The following is a 19799-nucleotide window of genomic DNA, read 5'->3' on the forward strand; positions in this document are numbered from 1 at the left end:
TCTGTCGCTGCGTCGACCCGTTTTTCAATCCACTGATATGCCACGCGCCCCGGGGACTTCATGTTTGCCTTTCTGACAAAAAAGCTCCGCCTTCAGCTCGCCGCCAGCGAGCACCGCAGTGCCGAGCAGGCTGCGTTGCTGCGCGCCATCGACCAAGCCCTGCCGATGGCCGAATTTACGGTCGAGGGCATCGTGCTGCAGGCCAACGCCCGCTATTGCACGCTGTTCGAACGCGACCCGGCCGAGCTTCGCGGCCAGCCCCACGCCGTCCTGTGCGACACCGCAACCGGCCTGTCGTCTGCCTATAAAGAGGTCTGGGACCGCGTGCGCCAGGGAGAATCCGTGACGGGGCGCTACCAGCGCCTGTCGGCCAGCGGCGGCATCCTCTGGGTGGACGCCACCTACAACCCGGTGATCGGACCCGACGGCCATGTGACCCGCGTGATCGAGATCGCGACCGATGCAACTGGCGCCGAACATCGCGAGCGCGAGCTGGCCAGCCGCCAGGCTGCGCTGAACCGGTCCATGGCGGTCATCGAATTCACGCCCGCCGGCATCGTCATGTCCGCCAATGACAACTTCCTGCGCGTCACCGGGTATACGGCCGCCGACATCCAGGGCCGCCATCACCGCATGTTCTGCAACCAGGAATTCACCGCCAGCGCCGAATATGCGCGCTTCTGGGAACAGCTGAACGCCGGCACCTTCATGTCGGGCGAGTACGCCCGCCAGACCAAGGACGGCCGCGTCGTGTGGATGGAAGCGTCCTACAACCCCGTCTTCGACGCCACCGGCAAACTGATCAAGGTCGTCAAATTTGCCGCCGACATCACCAACCGGGTGTCCACGCAAAAGAACGAACTGGAAAACGCCCGCGTCGCCTATCGCGTGTCGAACGAAACTGAAGCGATTTCCGAGCAGGGCGCCCAGGTCATCGACGAAGCCGTGCGGGAAGTGCGCAAGATCACCGAGTCCATCCAGAAGACGTCCGCCGTGCTCGAATCCCTGGGCAGCCAGTCGCAGCAGATCTCATCCATCGTAAAAACGATCCGCGACATCGCCTCGCAGACCAACCTGCTTGCCCTGAACGCCGCCATCGAAGCCGCCCGCGCCGGCGACGCCGGCCGCGGCTTCGCCGTCGTCGCCGATGAAGTGCGCAAACTATCGGAACGCACCAACGGATCCACCGGCGAAATCAGCGCCATGGTCGCCACCATCCAGGACGGCGCCCGCATCGCCATCGAAAGCATGGGCGACAGCCTGGGCCAAGCCCACAAAGGCATGGAACTGGCGAATGCGGCAGGCGACGCGATCATCAAGATAAGAACCAGCGCCAAACAAATCGCCGAAGCTTTCAATGGTGCAATAAGCCCCCCTTAGGCGCTTTGCGCCTCCCCCAGGGGCGACACTGGCGGCCTGGCAAAGCCAGATCCGCGGTGTCCCAGTAGGCGCCGCGTGCTAATCACCGTCGTCTAGTTTTCGGCGCAGGGTGCGCATGCCTGAGCCAGCGTTCAGGACCGCAGCCCGATCCGGAGCACAGCGGATCTGGCTTTGCCAGTCCGCCAGTGCTGCCCCCTGGGGGGAGGCGCGCAGCGCCCAGGGGGGGACCCATTTGCTATGATCGACGGAACTCTGAGGCGATCATGCACGTACTCTTCATTCTCGACCCCCTTCCCCTGTTGAAAGCCTACAAAGACACCTCCGTCGCCATGATGCGCGCGCTGGTGGCGCGGGGGCATACGCTCAGCGTGGCGCTGCAGGGCGACCTGTATGTCATCGAAGGGGACGTGCGGGTATCGGCCACGCCGATCGCGCTTGTGCCCGCCGCCGACCCGCACGGCCATGACTGGTGGACCGAAAGCGAGGCGGCCGACGCGCCGCTCACCGGCTTCGACGCCGTGCTCATGCGCAAGGACCCCCCGTTCGACATCGAATACCTGTACTCCACCCACATGCTGGAGCGCGCCGAAGCCCAGGGCGCCCGGGTCTTCAATTCCGGCGCCAGCATCCGCAACCATCCGGAAAAGCTGTCGATTGCCGAATACCCGCACCTGACCGTGCCGACACTGGTCACGCGCAGCATGTCGCGGCTCAAGGCCTTCCATCAGCTGTACCAGGACGTCATCGTCAAGCCGCTGGACGGCATGGGCGGCACGGGCATCTTCCGGCTGCGCCATGATGAATTGAACCTGAACGCCATCCTTGAAACCCTGACCAATTATGGCCAGAGCAGCATCATGGCGCAGCGTTTCATTCCCGAGATCGCCCAGGGCGACAAGCGCATCCTGATCATCGGCGGGGAGCCGGTGCCGTTCTGCCTGGCCCGCATTCCGGCCGCCGGCGAAACGCGCGGCAACCTGGCCGCCGGTGGCCGGGGCGTCGCCCAGCCGCTGTCCGAAAAAGATTGGGAAATCGCCCGCGAACTGGGCCCGCAACTGGCCGCGCGCGGACTGCTGCTGGTCGGCCTGGACGTGATCGGCGAATACGTGACCGAAATCAACGTGACCAGCCCGACCACCTTTGCCGAAATCACCGAACAGACCGGTTTCGACGTGGGCGCGATGTTCGCCCAGGCGCTCGAAGCGGCGGTGGCGGCGCCCGGGCGCGCGACCCGCTGATGCCCGGCGTGGTCATCGTGGCGCACGCCCCGCTGGCGTCGGCGCTGCTGGCAAGTGTCGCGCATGTATTCGGTGCGATGTCAGACGTGCTGGCCTATGATGTGGGAGCGCATGACGATCCGGCGGTAACGCTCGACAAGGTGCGTGGCTGCATCGAGACGGTCGACCGCGGAACGGGTGTGCTGGTGATTACCGACATGGTGGGGGCGACCCCGGCCAATCTGGCCGGCAAGGCGTCCGGCCTGGCGCACGGCGCCGGCACCCCGACGGCGGTAATTTCCGGGGCCAATATTCCGATGCTGTTGCGGGCACTCACGTACCGGCATCTTTCCTTAGACGACACGGCGCAACGCGCGCTGGCCGGCGGCACGCAAGGCATATTGCGCACCGACGACGGACCTGAAGAACCCTGACGATGCCCTCCGTAGATATCACCGTTACCAACAAGCTGGGGCTGCATGCAAGGGCCTCGGCCAAGCTGACGCAGCTGGCCAGCAAGCACCGCTGCGAGATCCACATCGCGCGCGGATCGCGGCGCGTCAACGCAAAAAGCATCATGGGTGTCATGATGCTGGCCGCCGGCCTGGGCAGTGTGGTCACGGTCGATGCCGAAGGTGAAGACGCCGACGCCGCGCTGGAGCAGATCCAGGCGTTGTTCGCCAACAAGTTCGGCGAAAGCGACTAGCCATGAGCGGCGCGATGCTGGCCCTGCACGGGCTGGGCGTGTCCCGGGGCTACGCGATCGGGCGCGTGGTGGTGATCGGCGCCGCGGCGCTGGAAGTCTCCCACTACCGGGTCGCCCCCGACGACGTCGAAGCCGAATGCGCGCGCCTGCAGGCCGCGATTGCCACCGCCCGCGACGAACTGGCGCAGATGGCGTCCGACCTGCCGGCCGACGTGCCGCGCGAGCTGGGCGCGTTCCTGCAAGTCCACAGCATGATCCTGGCCGACTCGATGATCTCGGTCGAGCCGGTCGAAATCATCCGCACCCGCCACTACAACGCCGAATGGGCGCTGACCGCGCAAGGCCAGGCGCTGGGCGAGCAGTTCGCGATGATGGACGACGAGTACATGCGCGAGCGGGGCAACGACATCCGCCAGGTGATCGAACGGATCCTGCACGCGCTGGCCGGCACCGACACCAAGCGGACCTGGCGCGAATCGACCCTGACCGAGCACAGCGACCCCCTGATCGTCGTGGCGCACGACATTTCGCCGGCCGACATGCTCAAGCTGCGCGGCGGCCGCTTCGCGGCGTTCGCGACCGACCTGGGCGGCGGCACCTCGCACACGGCCATCGTCGCCCGAAGCATGGGCGTCCCGGCCGTGGTGGCGCTGGGCTCGGCCCGGTCATTGATGCGCGATGGCGATACCGTCATCGTCGATGGCGAGGCGGGCGTGCTGCTCGTCAATCCGGCGCCGCGGGTGCTGGACGAATACCGCCGCCGGCAATCCGACTACGCCCTGGAACGGGCCGACCTGGCCACGCTCAAGGACGTGCCCGCGATCACGCTGGACGGCGTCGAGATCACCCTGTGCGCCAACATCGAACTGCCGGAAGAAGCCCAGGCGGCCGCCGATGCGGGCGCCGATGGCATCGGCCTGTTCCGCAGCGAATTCCTGTTCATGGGCCGCGATACGCTGCCCGACGAAGACGAGCAGTACGAAGCCTATGCCATGGTCGTGCGCACCATGGGCGGCAAGACGGTCACCATCCGCACGCTGGACATCGGCGCCGACAAGACGCTGGACGGCGAAGCCACGGTGGCGACCAACCCGGCCCTGGGCCAGCGCGCGATCCGCTACTGCCTGGCCCGGCCTGAACTGTTCGCCACCCAGCTGCGCGCGATCTTGCGTGCGTCGGTGCATGGCAAGGTGCAGATCCTGATCCCGATGATCGCCCACCTGCGCGAAGTGCGTGCGGCGTACGCGGCCATTGCGTCGGCACGGCGCGACCTGGACGCGCGAGGCGAAGCCTATGCCACCAATATCGAGGTCGGCGCCATGGTCGAAGTGCCCGCCGTGGCGATCGCCATCGAGCCTTTCATTGAAGCCTTCGATTTCCTGTCGATCGGCACCAATGACCTGATCCAGTACACCCTGGCCATCGACCGGACCGATCCGGATGTGGATGCCTTGTACGACCCGCTGCACCCGGCCGTGCTGCGCCTGATCGCCAATTCGATCAATGCCGGCGCCCGGGCGGGCAAGCGGGTATCGGTCTGCGGCGAAATGGCGGGCGACACGGAATTGACCCGGTTGCTGCTGGGCCTGGGGCTGACCCATTTCTCGATGCACCCGACCCAGTTGCTGGACGTGAAACGCGAAATCCTGGCTGCCCATTCGAACGCGCTGCGCGCAAAAGTGGCGACCGTGATCAACCGCGCGGCCGAAATGGACCTGACGTTGTTAAACAGATAAAGCGCCCGCTCACGTTGAGAATCTGTTGCAACTGCAATACTATGTTACCGAATCTTACAGGTTGCGGTAATGTTTACTTTCACGCAGGTCATGATCAATCCGGCGCCAGACGCCTCGCTCGAGGCCGATGCCGCCCTGCATCGGCAAGAGCTGAAAGCCCTGGCGGCGCTGCGTCCGCTGGGTGACGCGGCGGGGGCGGGCGACATTGCCGACGCCCTGCGCAACTTTGCCGCGGCGCTTGGCGCCCTGCATCACGCCTTCCTGGTCGTCGACCGGTCGGCCGACAACCTGCCGGCCCTCTGGCTGTGCGACGACCTGGGCGGCTGGTGGAAAGACCTGATCCCGCCGCTGCACGATCTGCTGGCCCCGCGACCGCTCGGCGGCGTCACCCCGCTGTCGCACACGTGGTTCTGCGTGCGGCCCGACCGGCGTGACGACGAACCCGCCAACTATGCCGCCCTGCGCAAGCTGGGTGTGCGCCGCGGGCTGCTGGTGCCCTCCGAAGCCCGCCGTCCCTGCGAAGTGGCGGGCTGCATCCTGCTGGCCTTTGCCGACAATGTGGCGTCGCAGACCGCCCGCAAGAACGAACACTATCCGGCCTGCATTGCCCATGCCGCATCGCTGGCGCTCGACGCGTACCGCCGCCTGCCGCACCCGCCGTCCCGCAAGTCGCCCCTGTCCGCCCGTGAAAGCGAATGCCTGCGCTGGGCCTCGATCGGCAAGACGAGCTGGGAAACGGCCTGCATCCTGGGCGTCAGCGAACGCACCGTGAACTTCCACCTGGGCAACACCTTCCTGAAGCTGAACGTCACGAATAAGCAGGCTGCGGTCGCGCAGGCGATCCTTCAGGGCCTGATCTGACGTCGGCGGTTGCCAACGACGATGCCACGTCCACCCGGGCCAGCGGCGGCCGGCCCAGCATCACGTCCGACACCTTCTCGGCCATCATGATGATCGGCGCGTTGGTCGGCCCGCGCACCGTGCGGGGCAGGGCAGCGCCATCCACCACCCGCAAGCCGTCCACGCCGCGCACCCGCATCTGCGTATCCAGTACAGCCATCGGGTCGCCGTCCACGCCCATCTTGCAGGTGCCCACCGGGTGGTGCAGCGTGATCGCCACGCGCCGGATAAAGGCGTCGATGTCGGCGTCGCTGGCGGCATCCGGCCCCGGCGCCAGTTCTTCCGCCCGGAAGGCCTCGAGCGATGCCGAATTGCCGATGCGCCGCATGATGCGCACCATCTCGCGCACCGCGCGGCGGTCGTAGTCGGTCGACAGGAAATTCTGCGTGATCACGGCCGGCGCGCGCGGGTCGGCGCTGGCCAGGCCGACATGTCCGCGGCTTTCGGGGGTGATGAAAATGCCCTTGAGCGCAAACGCATCCACATAGGGTTTGAGCAGTGGCCCCATGTGCGGGCCGGCCGTCATGGGCGCGGCCGCCAGCATGATCTGCAGGTCGGGCAAGGCCAGGGCCGGATCACTGCGGACCAGCCCCACCGCCGCTGCCGGCACCTTGCTCGACAGCCCCGTGCCGAACATCCAGGTGCGGGCCAGGTCCACCCCGATGCGGTCCAGGCGCAGTGCCCGGTGCATGGGCCCGGGTTCCGTCCTTCGCCACCGTACGTCGCACACGATGTGGTCCTGCAGGTTCTGCCCCACGCCGGGCAGGTCGACAGCCACCGGAATGCCGTGCCGCTGCAACATCCGCGCATCACCGATCCCTGACAGCATCAACAGTTGCGGCGAGTTGATCACGCCGCCGGCCAGGATGACTTCGCGAGACGCGTGAATGACCTCTGCCCCCTGCGCGCCCGTCAGCTCGACCCCCACCGCGCGGCCCTCTTCGAGCACGACCCGGTTGACCATGGCCCCGGTGCGCACCGTCACGTTGCCGCGCGCGATGGCCGGGCGCAGGTAGGCCGACGCCGCGCTCCACCGTTTGCCGCGGCGGATCGTGGCCTGCATGGGGCCAAAGCCTTCCAGGCGTTCGCCGTTGTAATCGTCGCTGCGGCCATAGCCCAGCTGGTCGGTGGCCTGCAAAAAGGCGTCCACCAGCGGGTCTTCATACTCCATGCGCGTGACCGTCAACGGCCCATCGCCACCCCTGAACGTACTGGGGCCGCCTTCCCAGGATTCGGCGCGCTTGAAGTAGGGCAGCACGTCGGCATAGCTCCAGCCCGTCAGGCCGAGGTCGTGCCCCCAGTGGTCATAATCGGCGCGGGCGCCGCGGGCGTAGGCCATGCCATTGATGGACGTGGATCCGCCCAGCACCTTGCCGCGCGCGCACTCGATGCGGCGCTTGTCCATGCCGGATTCGGGCTCGGTAAAGTAGCCCCAGTCGTACAGGCGGTGCTTCAGGATCAGGCCCCAGGTCAGCGGGACCTTGATCAGGGGGGAACGATCCGGCCCGCCGGCTTCGAGCACCAGTATCTTCAAGGACGGATCGGCGCCCAGGCGATAGGCCAGGGTGCAGCCACCTGATCCGGCGCCGACGATGATGTAGTCGTAATGGGTCACGGTCAGCTCCGGTATTTGGCGCCGATGGCTCGCAGCGCCTCGTAGTCCTGCCGCGCGGCCGGGGTCAGTTCCTTTTGCGCTGCCGGGATCACGGCGTCCAGGTAGGCCTTGGCGTCGGCGGCCGACAGCTCGATCATTTCGCCGCCGCCTTTTTCCCAGATGACACGCGCTTCCTGCACGCGGGCATGCACCCGCGGCGCGACCTCGGCGTCGGTCTTGCGCGCGGCCTGCCGCAAGGCCGGTTCCAGCGCGCCCGTGGTCTTGAAGAAGGTCGGACTCGCCAGGCCCACGATGGCAATGTAGGTAGACGGCAGCAGCGTCTGCGCCTTGGCCACATCGAAGTACTTGAGCGCAGACGGAATCGGCGTGCCGGAATACACGCCGTCCAGCGTGCCGTTCTGGAAGGCCGGCAGCACTTCGCCCAAGGACATCGACACCGGATTGGCGCCCAGCTGCTTGAGCTGCGCAATCAGGATGGACGAGCCCGGCACCCGGATCTTCTGCCCCTTCAGGTCCGACAGCTTGCGCACCGGCTTGCGCGACACGATGCTGCACTGGGAATGGATCAGCGTGGTCAGTACCTCCACCCCCTTGCCGGTTGCGATCGATGCCAGGCGCTTGCGGGTTTCCGGATCGGCCAGCAGCTTCAGGCCGTGGTCGATGTTGTCGAAGACGCCCGGCACCGCCAGCGCGCCAAAGCGCGGGTCCAGGCCTTCATACATGCCCGACGCATTCATGGCCATTTCGATCGTGCCCATGCTCACGCCTTCAATCGTGCGCTGCGCGGTGCCCAGCTGGCTGGCCGGGTAGACCTGGCCCTTGACCTTGCCCTGGGTGGCGGCCTCGATATTGGCCTTGTAGGCGGTCAGCCAGTCGATGCCCAGGTCTTCGGACGTGGTGGCGGTCAGCTTCATGGTCATGGACTGCGCCCAGGCCCGTGCAGGCAGGCCCAGGGCGGTGACCGATCCGGCCAGGCCGGCAAGGTGGAGCAGATGTTGACGACGGTTCATGGCAGTGTCTCCAGGCGGTTTTTTTATGGGCGTCGTGGTCCGTCAATTCACCAGCAGGCGCACGCCCAGCAGCGAAATGGCAGGAATGTAGGTAATCAGGCCAAGGGCGATCAGGTAGATGAAGACAAAGGGCACGATGCCCCGGTAGATCGTTTCCAGCGGCAGCTTCAGCACGCTTTGGGCGACGAAGATGTTGATGCCGAAGGGCGGATGGAACAGGCCAATCGACAGGTTGACGGTCACGATGATCCCGAAGTGGATCGGGTCCACGCCGATCGCCGTGACCAGGGGCACCAGCAGCGGCGACAGCAGCAGGATCGCCGACAGCGGATCGATGAAGCAGCCCACCGCCAGCAGCAGCACATTGATGGCAAGAAGCAGCGTCCATCCTGGCAGCTGCATGTCGGTCAGCCATTGCACCAGGCCGGCGGGCACCTGGTGAATCGTCAGCAGCCAGCCGAACACATTGGCGCAGGCCACGATGATCAGGATCTGCCCGGTGAACACGGCGGTGGTGCCCGCGCTGGCCAGGATGTCGCGCCACGACAGTTCGCGATAGAAGTAGCGGGCCACCACGATGGCATACAGGCAGGCCACGGCCGCCGCTTCGGTGGGCGAAAACACGCCGCCGTAGATGCCGCCCAGAATGATGACCGGTGCGCCCAGCGCGCCCGTGCCCCGCGCGGCCGCCGCGCCAAAGGCCTTCCATGAAAAGCGGTCCCCACCGCCGATCTTGTGCTTGCGCGCATACGCCATGACGTAGATGCACAGCATGCCCGCCAGCAGCAGGCCGGGCAGCACCCCTGCCGCATACAGCCGCGGCACCGATTGCTGCGCGGCCGCGCCATAGACGATCATGGGAATGCTGGGCGGGATGATGATGTCGATCGCACCCACGGCGGTCAGCAGGCCGGCCGAAAATTTTTCGGGATAGCCGCTGCGCCGCAAGGCCGGCAGCATCACCCGGCCGATGGTGGCCACCGTGGCCGCACTGACACCCGAGATCGCACCGAACAGCGCCGACGACCCGACGGTCGTCACCGCCAGGCTGCCGCGCACCGACCCCACACCCGCATTGACAAAGCCCACCAGCCGGTCTGCTACCGACCCGCGGCCCATCAATTCGCCCGCAAAAATGAAGAAGGGAATTGCTAGCAAGGCATAGGCGTCGATGGCGCCGAACAGGTTCTGGTGCAGCGCCGTGTAGGGCACGTCCATGAAGAACACCAGCGCGCAACTGACGGCCGCCAGCAGCACCAGGAAAATCGGAAAGCCAAGCAGCAGCAGGGCGATGGGCAGCACGCCAAGGGCGAAGCTCATGACGCGGCCTCCGGCGACACCTGCGCAACCACTTCCACCGCCGGCGGCGGGCTGGCCAGGCGCGAGCCCATCAGCCGCAGCACCAGGTCGGCCAGGCCCAACAGGGTCATGCCCGCAAAGGCCAGCGCAACGATCGAATGCGGCAGCCACATCGGAATATGCCCGTTTTCGCTCACGCTGCCGATGGCATGCATGCGGCTCGCGTAGTGCGTCGAAATCGCGCACACAAAGCCGCACAGCAGCACCGCGCTGACGGCCTCGATCGCGCCGACGACGCGCCTGGCCGCGCGCGGAAAGTAGCGCGTCAGCACGTCCATGCGCAGATGCTGCCCCCGCACCGCCGCCACCACGGACCCGGCAAAGGCCATGGCCACCATCAGGTAGACCTGCCATTCATCGACGCCGGTCAGCGACTGCCCGAATACATACCGCGCCACGATATTGATCACGTTCATGATCACCGCCGCGATCAAGGCGGCGGCAAGCGTGACCTCGAGTACGGTCGCCGCCCGGTGGATGCCCTCTACCCATTTGCTGGTGTTATCGAGTGCCATGGTGTCTCCATAGATGGGGCCGATCCTAGGTAGGCACGATGCATACGTCCAATTCAAAATGGCGACACGAGCCATAGGCGCTCGGCTATGAGACGGCCATGGCAGCGTTCGCCTGTCCTGGCAACGCACCTCCAGGAGACGCCCGTGCGTGGATTCGATGCCCATCTCACCCTGCAGAAGATGGAGGTGTTCTGCGTCGTCGCCGAACTCCAGAGCGTGACGCGCGCCGCCGACTTCCTGTGCATTTCGCAGCCGGTCGTGACTGCGCATATCCGCAGCCTGGAAACCAAGCTGGGCGCGCGGCTGATCCGCCGCGAAGGCCGGGGCATCGCGCTGACGCCCACCGGGCAACGCGTGCTGAAGTGGGCGCATGAAACCGTCACGCGCACGCGTGAACTCGAACGCGAACTGGGCGGCGCGACCGACATCGGTCCGGGCAAGGTGGTAGTGGCGGCGTCCATGAGCGCCGGGTCCTACCAGGTGCCGGGCATCGTCTGCGACTTCCAGGCGACGCATCCGGACGGTCTGGTGCAGCTGGCGATTTCCAATCCGCAGGTGGCGCTGGAAGCCACCCGCACCGGCGCCTGCGACTTTGCCGTCACCATCATTGCGCCCACGCAGAACCTGGACGGGCTGACCGCCCAGCCCCTGTGGATCGAGCCCTTGTGGCTGGTCAGCGCGCCCACCAGCCGCTGGGTGGGCGACCAGGTCGAGCGTGAAGCGGTGCCCGATCTGCCTTTTGTCAGCACGTCCAACAGCACGGTCATGCAGCAGCTGGAAGAAGGGCAGTTGCGGGCCAACGGCGTGCCGTCGCGACGCATCCTGCTGGAACTGGGCCACCCCGAAGCGCAGAAGGAAGCCGTGCGGCGCGACGTGGGCGTGTGCTTCTTTTTGCGCTCGTCGGTGGAACAGGACCTGCGGCATGGCGAGCTGCGCGCGGTGCGCACCCCGGGACTGGAGATGGCGATTCCGCTCTACCTGGTGTTTCGCAAGGACAAGGCGTTCTCGCCCTTCCAGCTGGCGCTGCGCCAGCATGTCGAGGCGGCGCGCCCGGCGGGGGTGACCCTGTTCGACAGGGCCGCGCACCCCCCGATGCTACAATTCCAGGGTTCCGGCGCCGATTTGCCTGACCCGCTTGCGGGCGCCTCATAAAAATCCTGCTAAAGAGCTCTTCGTGTCTTCGTCTTCACCCGATGTGCGCCCATCCGCGGCGCTTTCCCCGCACCAGGCGCCGGCCGGCACACCGCCGATCGCTTCGCCCCAGACCCCCGCCTCTCCTGCCTTGCCGCCCTGCGTGCGTGACCCGGGGTCCGTTGGCGTGGTCGAAGCCCGGACGATCGAATTTACCGAACCCCTGGCGCTGTCCAGCGGGTCGTCATTCGGCCCGTACTCGCTCATGGTCGAGACCTACGGCACCCTGAATGCCGACCGCAGCAATGCGGTGCTGGTGTGCCATGCGCTGAACGCGTCGCACCATGTGGCGGGCATCGCCGCGAACGATCCGTCGGACGTGGGTTGGTGGGACAACATGGTCGGGCCGGGCAAGCCGCTGGATACGCGCCGCTTTTTTGTGATCGGAATCAACAACCTGGGCTCGTGTTTCGGTTCGACCGGTCCGGGCAGCATCGATCCGGCCACGGGCAAGCCGTATGGCGCGGCGTTTCCGGTCGTCACGGTCGAAGACTGGGTGCACGCCCAGGCGCGCGTGGCTGACCTGTACGGCATCGAGCGCTTTGCCGCCGTCATGGGCGGGTCGCTGGGCGGCATGCAGGCGCTGGGCTGGGCCGTGACCTATCCGGACCGGCTGGCGCATTGCGTGGTGGTGGCCAGCACGCCGCGGCTGTCGGCGCAGAACATTGCGTTCAACGAAGTGGCGCGGCGCGCGATCATTACCGACCCGGACTTTCATGGCGGCGACTTCTATGCGCACAACACCGTGCCGCGCCATGGCCTGTCGGTGGCGCGCATGATCGGCCACATCACCTATCTGTCGGGCGACGACATGGCCGAAAAATTCGGCCGTGCCCAGCGGGCGCCGGCAGCCGACGGCGCCTTCCATTACGGCTATGACGTCGAATTCGAAGTCGAGTCCTATCTGCGCTACCAGGGCGAAAAGTTCTCGAAGTACTTCGACGCCAACACCTATCTGCTGATCACGCGCGCCCTGGACTATTTCGACCCTGCCAAGAATGCGGGGGGCGACCTGGCCAAGGCGCTGGCGCCGGTCAAGGCGGAATTCCTGCTGACGTCGTTCGCGACCGACTGGCGCTTTCCGCCGTCGTGTTCCCGCGAGATCGTGCAGGCGCTGCTGAGCAACGGTCTGCCGGTCACGTATGCCGAGATCGACGCGCCGCATGGCCACGACGCGTTCCTGCTGGACGACAGCCGCTATCACGCGGTGGTCAGCGGGTATTACGACAAGATCGCGATGCAACTGGGCTTGGGGGATCGGTCATGAGCAACGGCTACCGCAACGGCATCCGTCCCGACCTGGCCCGCATTGCCAGCTGGATTGCCGACGGATCGCGCGTGCTGGACCTGGGCTGCGGCGATGGCACCTTGCTTGCGCACCTGCGCGACAAGCAGCATGCCCGCACGGTAGGTGTCGAAATCAACGATGCCAGTGTGATCGCCTGCGTGCGCCGCGGCGTGAACGTGATCCAGCAGAACCTGGAAGACGGGCTGGCCCTGTTCCAGGACGGCCACTTCGACAGCGTCGTGCTGTCGCAAACCTTGCAGGCGGTGCACAACACCGAACGCATCCTGCAGGAGATGATGCGGGTAGGCCGGGAAGGCATCGTGTCCTTCCCGAATTTCGGCCATTGGACGCACGGCTGGTCGATCCTGCGGGGCCGCATGCCGGTCAGCAAGCAGATGCCCTACGAGTGGTACAACACGCCGAACATCCATCTGTGCACGCTGGCCGACTTTGAAGACCTGGCCCGCAAGCTGGGCCTGCGCATCCTGGAACGCGCCACGTTCGCGAACGATCGCGAAGTGACGGTCGCGCCCGGACTGCGCAGCACCCTGGCGGTGTACCGCTTCACGGCGGGTTGATTCCCGCCGTCTCTGCGCCGCCCCCTGTTATTCCGGCTTGATCCCCAGCCGGTCCATCACCACGCCCCACTTGGCGTTCTCGTCGTCGATCCATTTTTTCAGATCGGACGGCGGGCCCTTGCGCGCGAACAGCACCTGCTCCTTGAGCGCGCGCTGCACTTCCGGCGCGTCCATGGCCTGGTTGATGTCGGCGTTCAGGCGTTCGATCACGGACGCCGACGTGCCCTTGCGCGCGATGGTGGCGAACCACCCGTCGATCACGGTCTTGGGAGCGCTCTTGCTGATCAGCTCGACCTTCTCAAGACCGGGGTAGGGTTCGCTGCCGAACGAACCCAGCACCCGCAGGCGACCGCTCTGCACGAACGGCAGGATCGGGCCCATGCCTTCGATGACCGCTTCAGTGTGGCCGCCGATCGTTGCCTGGATGGCCGGCGGGCCGCCCGTGAAGTGGATGTGCAGGAACTTGACGTTCGCGTTCAGGCCAAAGAATTCGCCTGCCAGGTGGGGATAGGAATACACGCCCACGTCGGCCACGGGCAGGGCGCCCGGGCGGGCCTTGGCGGCGTCGATGAATTGCTGCACCGACTTGTAGGGCGAGTCGACCGGCACGGCCAGCACCAGCGGGGCCAGCATGCTGAACGACACCGGCACGAAGTCGCGTTCGATGTTGAAGGGGATGTTCTTGATCGTGCGTGGCACGATGGAAATGGCCGACCCCTGCGTGAACGCGAAGGTGTGGTCATCGACCGGTGACGTCAGCAGGTTGTTCAGGCCGATCACGCCGCTGCCGCCGGGGCGGTTATCGACAATGGCCGTCTGCTTCCACTTTTCGCCCAAGACCTGGGCCACGTGCCGCACGATCACGTCGGGCGCCGACCCGCCGGGAAACGGCACGATCAGGCGCACGGGCTTGGTCGGCCACTTGGCGCCACTGGCGGTCTGCGCAAACGCAGGCGCCACCGTGGACGCCAGGGCAAGGGCAATGCCGTTCTGTACAAACTGTCTCCGATCCATGTCATCCCTTCTGTTCTGGTTGTAGGGGTGGGGGTGTCGATCAGGCGGCGCGCACCTCGACCGTGAATTCACCGACTTTTTCGATACTGGCGTGGAGCGTGTCGCCCGGCAAGATAGGGGCAACCCCTTCCGGCGTTCCGGTGTAGATAATGTCGCCCGGTTCCAGGGTGTAGAAGCGCGAGGCCAGCTCGATCAATTCGGCTACGCCAAGGATCAGGTCGCGGGTGTTGGCGCGCTGGCGCACTTCGCCATTGATCTCGAGCGAGAAGTCCAGATTGTCCGGATCGGGGATCTCGTCGGCCGTAACCAGCCAGGGGCCCAGCACCGAATAGGTGTCCAGCGACTTGCGCAGGCTGCGCTCTTCCGGGCCACGGATGGTGATGTCCAGGCCCAGGCTGTAGGCAGCCACGTATTCCAGCGCCTCTTCCTTGCTCACGTTCTTGGCGCGCTTGCCGATGATGGCGCACAGCTCGATTTCATGGTCGGTGCGGCGGTCGGGCAGGGCCACTTCAATGCCATGCGACGACCCCACCAGGGAACTGGTGGCCTTCAGGAACAGGCCGGCGCGGTGGATGGTGGCGATCTGGTTCTGGTGATGCAGCGCCGGGTCGGTCTGCGCTTCTTCCAGGTGCTTCAGGTAGTTGACGGGCGCGGCGACCAGCTTGCCGGGGTTGGCGACCGGGCTCAGGAATGTCACGCTGGACAGCGGGATGCCTTCGGCCTTGTTGGCTTCGCCTTCGATCGCGCCCAGCAGTTCTGGCAGCGCGGCGATGAAGATGTCGTGGGTCGGCAGGGGATAGTGATGGGCGGGCAGGCGGTCAAGGACCGATGTCACGTCTTTGATGACGTCACCTTGCACCACGCCAAGGCGGTTGTCGTTGAAGCGGGCGATGATGGTCAAGGGATTCTCCTGGGAACAAGGTAAGCCGGCCGCGCGGTAACGACGCGGCCGGTGGGGGGACGTACGGGTAGGGCAACGTGCGTCATGCGGGGTGCGTGCAAAAAAGCGCTTACAGCTTCTCGCGCCACAGCCCGAGTTTTTCCTGCACCGGGCGATCGTTGAAGGCGAACACGACCGAGTCCGACGCGCCGCCAACAATGCGGTGCGACGCCCAGCCCGGCAGCGCGAACACATCGCGCGGCTTGAGCGTGAAGCGCTCGGCGGCGGCGCCGTCGGCGCCCGTCATCTCAATGACGATTTCGCCTTCGATCACCACCAGCACGCCGCTGTCGGTCGATTGGTAGGTCTTGCCCTGCCAGTTCGCCGGGATCAGCTGCATGGTGGTGCCCAGGGTCGGAATCGCCCAGTCGCCGCTGGTCGGATTCACATAGCGCAGGCACAGGCCGCGATGCGGGTCGATGTCTTCGAAGCGGACCATCTGGCCCAGCGCTTCGCGGGTGCGGTCATAGGGATAGTTGAAGACGGGCGACGTGTGCGTCTTGCGGCTGTTGCGAATCGGCAAGAGGCCGCTGCCGTAGCGCGCCAGGGCATCGCCTTCCGGCCGCGCGATGGTCTGCGAAGCCGACTCGTTTTCTTCGCGAAAGCCTGCTTTCAGGAAGGACACCAGCGGCACGTCCAGGCCGTCCATCCAGATGACCGGGTCGGTGCCGTCATGGCCGTGATCGTGGAAGGTCCACGACGGGGTGATGATGAAGTCACCCGGATGCATGGTGGTGCGTTCGCCATCGACCGCGGTGTAGCCGCCCGCACCTTCCAGCACGAAGCGCAGCGCCGATTGGGTGTGACGGTGCGCGGGGGCCACCTCGCCCGGCAGGATCAGCTGCAGGCCCGCATACAGCGTGTCGGTGATCTGCGACTTGCCGGCCCAGCCGGGGTTCTCGAGCACCAGCACGCGCCGCTCGGCTTCTTCGGCGGTAATGAGTTCACCCGCCTCCAGCAGGGGGCGGCGCACCTCATCGAAATGCCATTGGAAGGGCACGGCCTTGGACTTGGGCTCGGACGGCACCAGGCCCTTGAGCACGACCCACAGGGGCGCCAGGTGCTGCTGGTCCAGCGCCTTGTAGTACACGTTCATGTCATTCATGGGATCTCTCCGGTTCGGCTCGCGCGCTATACCTTGAACGAGCTGAGCACGTTTTTCGGGAACAATTCCTCGACCGACAGCCGGCGCGCGCAGATACCCTGCTCGTGACCGAACTTGCAGAAGGCGTCGAGGGTGGCGACGTTGATCTGTCCGCCCGCATCCGGCCCGATGCCGTACGGGAAAAAGTCTTCGCCAAAAATGGATTTCATGCGGTTGGCGTACTCGGCCATCCACGCAAACGGCGCGTGCGATGCGGTCACATCCGACAGCCGTTCCATCGACTGCTGCTTGGCCTGCGTGAAGGCCTTGACCAGGTTCATGCCGACCCACGGGTATTCCTGCAGCACGGGGCCGCGCACCACCAGGCCATGCATGATCGGGAATATCTTGGTGTCGCGGAAATACTGTTCTTCGGCCACCTGGTAATCGGGCATCAGGCGCACCACGCCCTTGCCCAGGGCGATGGGTGGACGGGCCGACATGATCGCGTCCAGCTCGCCCGACAGCAGCATCTCGTTCAAGGACTTGTCTTTGACGGGGTGGTACTGCATGCCGTCCGGCAGGTGCAGTTTGACCTTTTCCGACCGGCCCGCCTGGTTGACGCCCGACTGCACCCAGGTGATGCCTTTCAGGTCGATACCCAAGTAATCGCTCAGGAAACCGCGGCCATAGACCCCCGCGGTTTGCGCCCATTCCGGCACGCCGATCCGCTTGCCCGCCAGGTCTTCCGGCCGCTGGATCGCGCTGCCTTCCTTCACGTAGAACATGGAATGGCGAAACGCGCGCGAAATGAAGATCGGCAGGGCCTGGATGCCCGGGTCGTCCTGCGAGCGCAGCGCAATGTACTTGCCCATCGACATCTCGGAAATGTCCCACTCGCGATGCAACGTAAAGCGGTAGAAGATTTCTTCGATTGGCAGGTTCAGCGTGCGCAGCGCAACGCCCTCGACGGGAATCGCGCCGTCGGTCACGTCGCGGGTGTGGTCGTACGGGCCAAGCGCCAGGGTGAGCGGAAGGGGATTCATTAATCGGCCTTGATGTTTGCGGTCTTGATGACGCGGCCCCACTTCTCGGATTCGGACCGGACGTAGCGCGCGAGTTCTTCGGGGGTGCTGGACATGGCTTCCTGCCCCTGCTTGTTCAGTTGCTCGCGATAGTCCGGATCCTTCGCCAGCTTGACCATCTCCTGGTTGAGCTTCGCAACGATCGCGGGCGGCGTGCCGGCGGGCGCGAACAGGCCATACCAGGAACTGGCTTCGATACCGGGATAGCCCAATTCGTTCAGTGTCGGCACATCCGGCGCCGCGGCGATGCGGGACGGCGACGTGACGGCCAGCGCGCGCAGGCGGCCCGTCGGCACGAAGGGCAGGGTGGATACCACGCCGCCAAACACCATTTGGGTTTCACCGCTGATGACCGCGGCGGCGGCCGGCGCGCTGCCCTTGTAGGGCACGTGCTGGATATCGGTGCCCGTCTGCATCTTGAAGAGTTCAGCCACCAGGTGCAGGGGCGAACCGTTGCCGCCCGACGCGTAGTTCAATTCACCCGGTTTGGCCTTGGCCAGGGCGATCAGTTCCGCCACATTCTTGACCGGCAGCTGCGGATTCACGACCAGGATCTGGTAGCCCTGCGCCACCATGCTGATGGGTGCAAAGTCCTTGTTCTGGTCATAGCCGGTCTTGCTCAGGCTGGGCGTCATTGCAAAGTTGGCCACGAAGCCGAGGGTCAGCGTGTAGCCATCCGGCTTGGCGCGCGCGACCTGTTCGGTGCCCAGGTTACCCAGGGCGCCCGCGCGGTTTTCCACGACCACCGTCTGGCCCAGCGTGGTCGACAGGCGCTGCGCCACCAGGCGGCCCAGCGTGTCGTTGCCGCCCCCGGGCGGGAAGGGCACGACGAGCCGGATCGGATGATCGGGGTAGCTGTTTGCCGCCTTGCTGTCCGCGGCGCGCGCGGCCGGCGCGTAGGTGGCGGCGACGGCCAGTACCGCCGCGCCTGCCGCGGCGGCGGCCACGATCAGGGCCAGACGCACGCGCGCCGACGTGTCGCCTTGCGGACGCGTCGAGGCAGCGTGCGTGGAAGAGGATGCGGCGGGGTGCGTCATCGTGCTTTGGGTTGTGTTGCCCGGGTTCATGCGTCCATCGGTCATTCTGTCTCCTCCGTCCACCGTTGAGGGGGTGCGCCGCGCGGGTCTGTCGCCCGCGTCATTGCGCGTTGTTGCTGCGTCGTGCCGGGATCATTCCGCCTGGATGTTGGCGCTCTTGGCCAGCTGCATGTAGCGCGCGGTGTCTTCCTTGATCAGCTTGGCCAGTTCCTGCGCCGATCCCTTCGTGACTTCCACGCCGGCGTTCGACAGATTCTCTTTCACCTTCGGATCGGCCAGCACCTTGGTCACGTCGGCCGTGATCCTGGCCACCACGTCGGCCGGCAATTTGGCCGGCCCCATCAATGCGTACCAGATCGAAAAGTCGAAAGGCTTCAAGCCCTGCTCTTCAAAGGTCGGCGTATCGGGCATGAGTTCATACCGCTGCGCCGTGGAGACCCCCACGGCCTTCAGGCGGCCGCTTTTGGCATAGGGCGCCACCAGGTTGGCGCTGACAATCGCCAGCGGCACCTGGCCGCCCAGCACGTCCTGCAGTGCCGGCGCGCAGCCCTTGTAGCCCGCATGCGTCGCGGTAATGCCAGCCTTCTGCTTGACCAGTTCCATCACGAAATGCTGCGGCGTGCCGATGCCGCACGACCCGTAGCTGAGCGAATCGGGCTTGGCCTTGGCGATCGCGACCAGTTCCTTGACGTTGCTGATCTTGACCGACGGATGCGCCGCCAGTGCGATCGGCGTCACGCCCAGGATCATGATCGGGGTCAGGTCTTTTTCGGCGTCATAGGGCAGCTTGCCCGTCAGGCCCAGGTTGCTGACCATGGTCGAGTTCTGCAGCAACAGGGTGTAGCCGTCGCCGGGGGCGCGCACCACGTCCTGGCTGCCGATGTTGCCCGACGCGCCCGCCTTGTTTTCGACGGCCACGCCCTGGCCCCAGATGGGCGCCAGGCCCGCGCCGATCTGGCGCGCCAGAATGTCTGACCCGCCGCCGGTGCCATAGGGCACCACCAGCCGCACGGTCTTGTTGGGATAGGCGTCGGCGGCCTGCGCCGCGGCGCCTGCCAGTGCGCCGGCTGCCGCGACCGCCGCCAGGGCGGTCGTGATCCAGGGCTTCCGGATCGAAAGGTTCATTGCCACATCAGTCTCCTCG

Annotated in this window: 18 protein-coding genes, 1 pseudogene and 1 riboswitch; of the genes and pseudogenes, 9 read left to right on the top strand and 10 right to left on the bottom strand. The window is 65.9% G+C overall.

What is annotated here, in order from left to right:
• Positions 1 to 60: 60 nt before the first annotated feature.
• The 6 genes from IE116_RS17985 (at position 61) to IE116_RS26145 (ending at position 5900) form a co-directional block, all read left to right on the top strand.
• Positions 61 to 1380: a methyl-accepting chemotaxis protein gene (locus tag IE116_RS17985; RefSeq protein WP_189614275.1), complete on the top strand. Its 1320-nt coding sequence runs from the start codon at positions 61 to 63 to the stop codon at positions 1378 to 1380.
• A 263-nt stretch (positions 1381 to 1643) separates the two neighbouring features.
• Entirely contained in the window at positions 1644 to 2618 is a 975-nt protein-coding gene (gene gshB / locus IE116_RS17990; protein WP_189614276.1) for a glutathione synthase, read from the top strand.
• Complete coding sequence (locus IE116_RS17995) at positions 2618 to 3031, top strand: PTS sugar transporter subunit IIA (protein WP_189614277.1); 414 nt, start codon at positions 2618 to 2620, stop codon at positions 3029 to 3031. Before gshB ends, IE116_RS17995 begins: the two co-directional genes overlap by 1 nt.
• A 2-nt stretch (positions 3032 to 3033) precedes the next feature.
• On the top strand, positions 3034 to 3303 hold the full coding sequence (locus IE116_RS18000) for an HPr family phosphocarrier protein (protein WP_189614278.1): 270 nt from the start codon (positions 3034 to 3036) through the stop codon (positions 3301 to 3303).
• A 2-nt stretch (positions 3304 to 3305) separates the two neighbouring features.
• Positions 3306 to 5039 (top strand): phosphoenolpyruvate--protein phosphotransferase, encoded by a 1734-nt coding sequence (gene ptsP / locus IE116_RS18005; RefSeq protein WP_268249240.1) that lies wholly within the window; start codon positions 3306 to 3308, stop codon positions 5037 to 5039.
• Positions 5040 to 5108: 69 nt separating this feature from the next.
• Complete coding sequence (locus IE116_RS26145; RefSeq protein ID WP_308428248.1) at positions 5109 to 5900, top strand: helix-turn-helix transcriptional regulator; 792 nt, start codon at positions 5109 to 5111, stop codon at positions 5898 to 5900.
• On the opposite strand, the gene IE116_RS18015 is transcribed toward IE116_RS26145, so the two are convergent.
• Genes IE116_RS18015 through IE116_RS26150 form a run of 4 tightly spaced genes read right to left on the bottom strand, consistent with a single transcriptional unit; the run spans position 5848 to position 10708 of the window.
• Positions 5848 to 7554 (bottom strand): GMC family oxidoreductase, encoded by a 1707-nt coding sequence (locus tag IE116_RS18015; RefSeq protein WP_229828280.1) that lies wholly within the window; start codon positions 7552 to 7554, stop codon positions 5848 to 5850. The genes IE116_RS26145 and IE116_RS18015 overlap by 53 nt on opposite strands.
• A gap of 2 nt (positions 7555 to 7556) precedes the next feature.
• Positions 7557 to 8564 (bottom strand): TRAP transporter substrate-binding protein, encoded by a 1008-nt coding sequence (locus IE116_RS18020; protein ID WP_189614279.1) that lies wholly within the window; start codon positions 8562 to 8564, stop codon positions 7557 to 7559.
• A 42-nt stretch (positions 8565 to 8606) separates the two neighbouring features.
• Positions 8607 to 9884, bottom strand: coding sequence for a TRAP transporter large permease (locus IE116_RS18025; protein ID WP_189614280.1), 1278 nt, complete (start codon positions 9882 to 9884; stop codon positions 8607 to 8609).
• Positions 9881 to 10708, bottom strand: coding sequence for a TRAP transporter small permease (locus IE116_RS26150; RefSeq protein ID WP_308428258.1), 828 nt, complete (start codon positions 10706 to 10708; stop codon positions 9881 to 9883). The genes IE116_RS18025 and IE116_RS26150 overlap by 4 nt, the downstream gene beginning before the upstream one ends.
• On the opposite strand from IE116_RS26150, the pseudogene IE116_RS18030 reads away from it, so the two are divergent.
• From IE116_RS18030 to metW, 3 genes and pseudogenes are all read left to right on the top strand, one after another.
• Positions 10619 to 11422: pseudogene (locus tag IE116_RS18030) on the top strand (LysR family transcriptional regulator); the annotation flags it as partial. The gene IE116_RS26150 and the pseudogene IE116_RS18030 sit on opposite strands and share 90 nt — an antisense overlap.
• A 120-nt stretch (positions 11423 to 11542) precedes the next feature.
• A riboswitch (SAM riboswitch) is annotated at positions 11543 to 11623 on the top strand.
• Between the two features lie 97 nt (positions 11624 to 11720).
• Complete coding sequence (metX, locus tag IE116_RS18035) at positions 11721 to 12896, top strand: homoserine O-succinyltransferase MetX (RefSeq protein ID WP_373303051.1); 1176 nt, start codon at positions 11721 to 11723, stop codon at positions 12894 to 12896.
• Complete coding sequence (metW, locus tag IE116_RS18040) at positions 12893 to 13495, top strand: methionine biosynthesis protein MetW (RefSeq protein WP_189614281.1); 603 nt, start codon at positions 12893 to 12895, stop codon at positions 13493 to 13495. The genes metX and metW overlap by 4 nt, the downstream gene beginning before the upstream one ends.
• Positions 13496 to 13522: 27 nt before the next feature.
• On the opposite strand, the gene IE116_RS18045 is transcribed toward metW, so the two are convergent.
• From IE116_RS18045 to IE116_RS18070, 6 genes are all read right to left on the bottom strand, one after another.
• Positions 13523 to 14509: a Bug family tripartite tricarboxylate transporter substrate binding protein gene (locus IE116_RS18045; RefSeq protein WP_189614282.1), complete on the bottom strand. Its 987-nt coding sequence runs from the start codon at positions 14507 to 14509 to the stop codon at positions 13523 to 13525.
• A 40-nt stretch (positions 14510 to 14549) separates the two neighbouring features.
• Positions 14550 to 15410: a fumarylacetoacetate hydrolase family protein gene (locus tag IE116_RS18050; protein ID WP_229828283.1), complete on the bottom strand. Its 861-nt coding sequence runs from the start codon at positions 15408 to 15410 to the stop codon at positions 14550 to 14552.
• A gap of 109 nt (positions 15411 to 15519) precedes the next feature.
• On the bottom strand, positions 15520 to 16554 hold the full coding sequence (gtdA, locus tag IE116_RS18055; protein WP_229828285.1) for a gentisate 1,2-dioxygenase: 1035 nt from the start codon (positions 16552 to 16554) through the stop codon (positions 15520 to 15522).
• A gap of 26 nt (positions 16555 to 16580) precedes the next feature.
• Complete coding sequence (locus IE116_RS18060; RefSeq protein WP_189614283.1) at positions 16581 to 17579, bottom strand: substrate-binding domain-containing protein; 999 nt, start codon at positions 17577 to 17579, stop codon at positions 16581 to 16583.
• Positions 17579 to 18700 (bottom strand): Bug family tripartite tricarboxylate transporter substrate binding protein, encoded by a 1122-nt coding sequence (locus IE116_RS18065; protein WP_229828287.1) that lies wholly within the window; start codon positions 18698 to 18700, stop codon positions 17579 to 17581. Before IE116_RS18065 ends, IE116_RS18060 begins: the two co-directional genes overlap by 1 nt.
• Before the next feature lie 87 nt (positions 18701 to 18787).
• Positions 18788 to 19780 carry a Bug family tripartite tricarboxylate transporter substrate binding protein gene (locus IE116_RS18070; protein ID WP_189614284.1) on the bottom strand — a complete coding sequence of 331 codons (993 nt, stop codon included), beginning with the start codon at positions 19778 to 19780 and terminating at the stop codon, positions 18788 to 18790.
• Positions 19781 to 19799: the final 19 nt, after the last annotated feature.

The sequence above is a fragment of the Pigmentiphaga litoralis genome (genome assembly GCF_014651835.1).
GTDB lineage: Bacteria > Pseudomonadota > Gammaproteobacteria > Burkholderiales > Burkholderiaceae_B > Pigmentiphaga > Pigmentiphaga litoralis.

Coding starts and splice junctions, on each gene's coding strand:
- IE116_RS26145 (WP_308428248.1), top strand. CDS start 5,109: ATGTTTACTTTCACGCAGGTCATGATCAATCCGGCGCCAGACGCCTCG.
- IE116_RS17985 (WP_189614275.1), top strand. CDS start 61: ATGTTTGCCTTTCTGACAAAAAAGCTCCGCCTTCAGCTCGCCGCCAGC.
- IE116_RS18060 (WP_189614283.1), bottom strand. CDS start 17,579: ATGAATCCCCTTCCGCTCACCCTGGCGCTTGGCCCGTACGACCACACC.
- IE116_RS18025 (WP_189614280.1), bottom strand. CDS start 9,884: ATGAGCTTCGCCCTTGGCGTGCTGCCCATCGCCCTGCTGCTGCTTGGC.
- ptsP (WP_268249240.1), top strand. CDS start 3,306: ATGAGCGGCGCGATGCTGGCCCTGCACGGGCTGGGCGTGTCCCGGGGC.
- metW (WP_189614281.1), top strand. CDS start 12,893: ATGAGCAACGGCTACCGCAACGGCATCCGTCCCGACCTGGCCCGCATT.
- IE116_RS17995 (WP_189614277.1), top strand. CDS start 2,618: ATGCCCGGCGTGGTCATCGTGGCGCACGCCCCGCTGGCGTCGGCGCTG.
- IE116_RS18020 (WP_189614279.1), bottom strand. CDS start 8,564: ATGAACCGTCGTCAACATCTGCTCCACCTTGCCGGCCTGGCCGGATCG.
- IE116_RS26150 (WP_308428258.1), bottom strand. CDS start 10,708: ATGCGCAGTCACGACCGGCTGCGAAATGCACAGGAAGTCGGCGGCGCG.
- IE116_RS18000 (WP_189614278.1), top strand. CDS start 3,034: ATGCCCTCCGTAGATATCACCGTTACCAACAAGCTGGGGCTGCATGCA.
- gshB (WP_189614276.1), top strand. CDS start 1,644: ATGCACGTACTCTTCATTCTCGACCCCCTTCCCCTGTTGAAAGCCTAC.
- IE116_RS18065 (WP_229828287.1), bottom strand. CDS start 18,700: ATGACCGATGGACGCATGAACCCGGGCAACACAACCCAAAGCACGATG.
- IE116_RS18045 (WP_189614282.1), bottom strand. CDS start 14,509: ATGGATCGGAGACAGTTTGTACAGAACGGCATTGCCCTTGCCCTGGCG.
- gtdA (WP_229828285.1), bottom strand. CDS start 16,554: ATGAATGACATGAACGTGTACTACAAGGCGCTGGACCAGCAGCACCTG.
- IE116_RS18070 (WP_189614284.1), bottom strand. CDS start 19,780: ATGAACCTTTCGATCCGGAAGCCCTGGATCACGACCGCCCTGGCGGCG.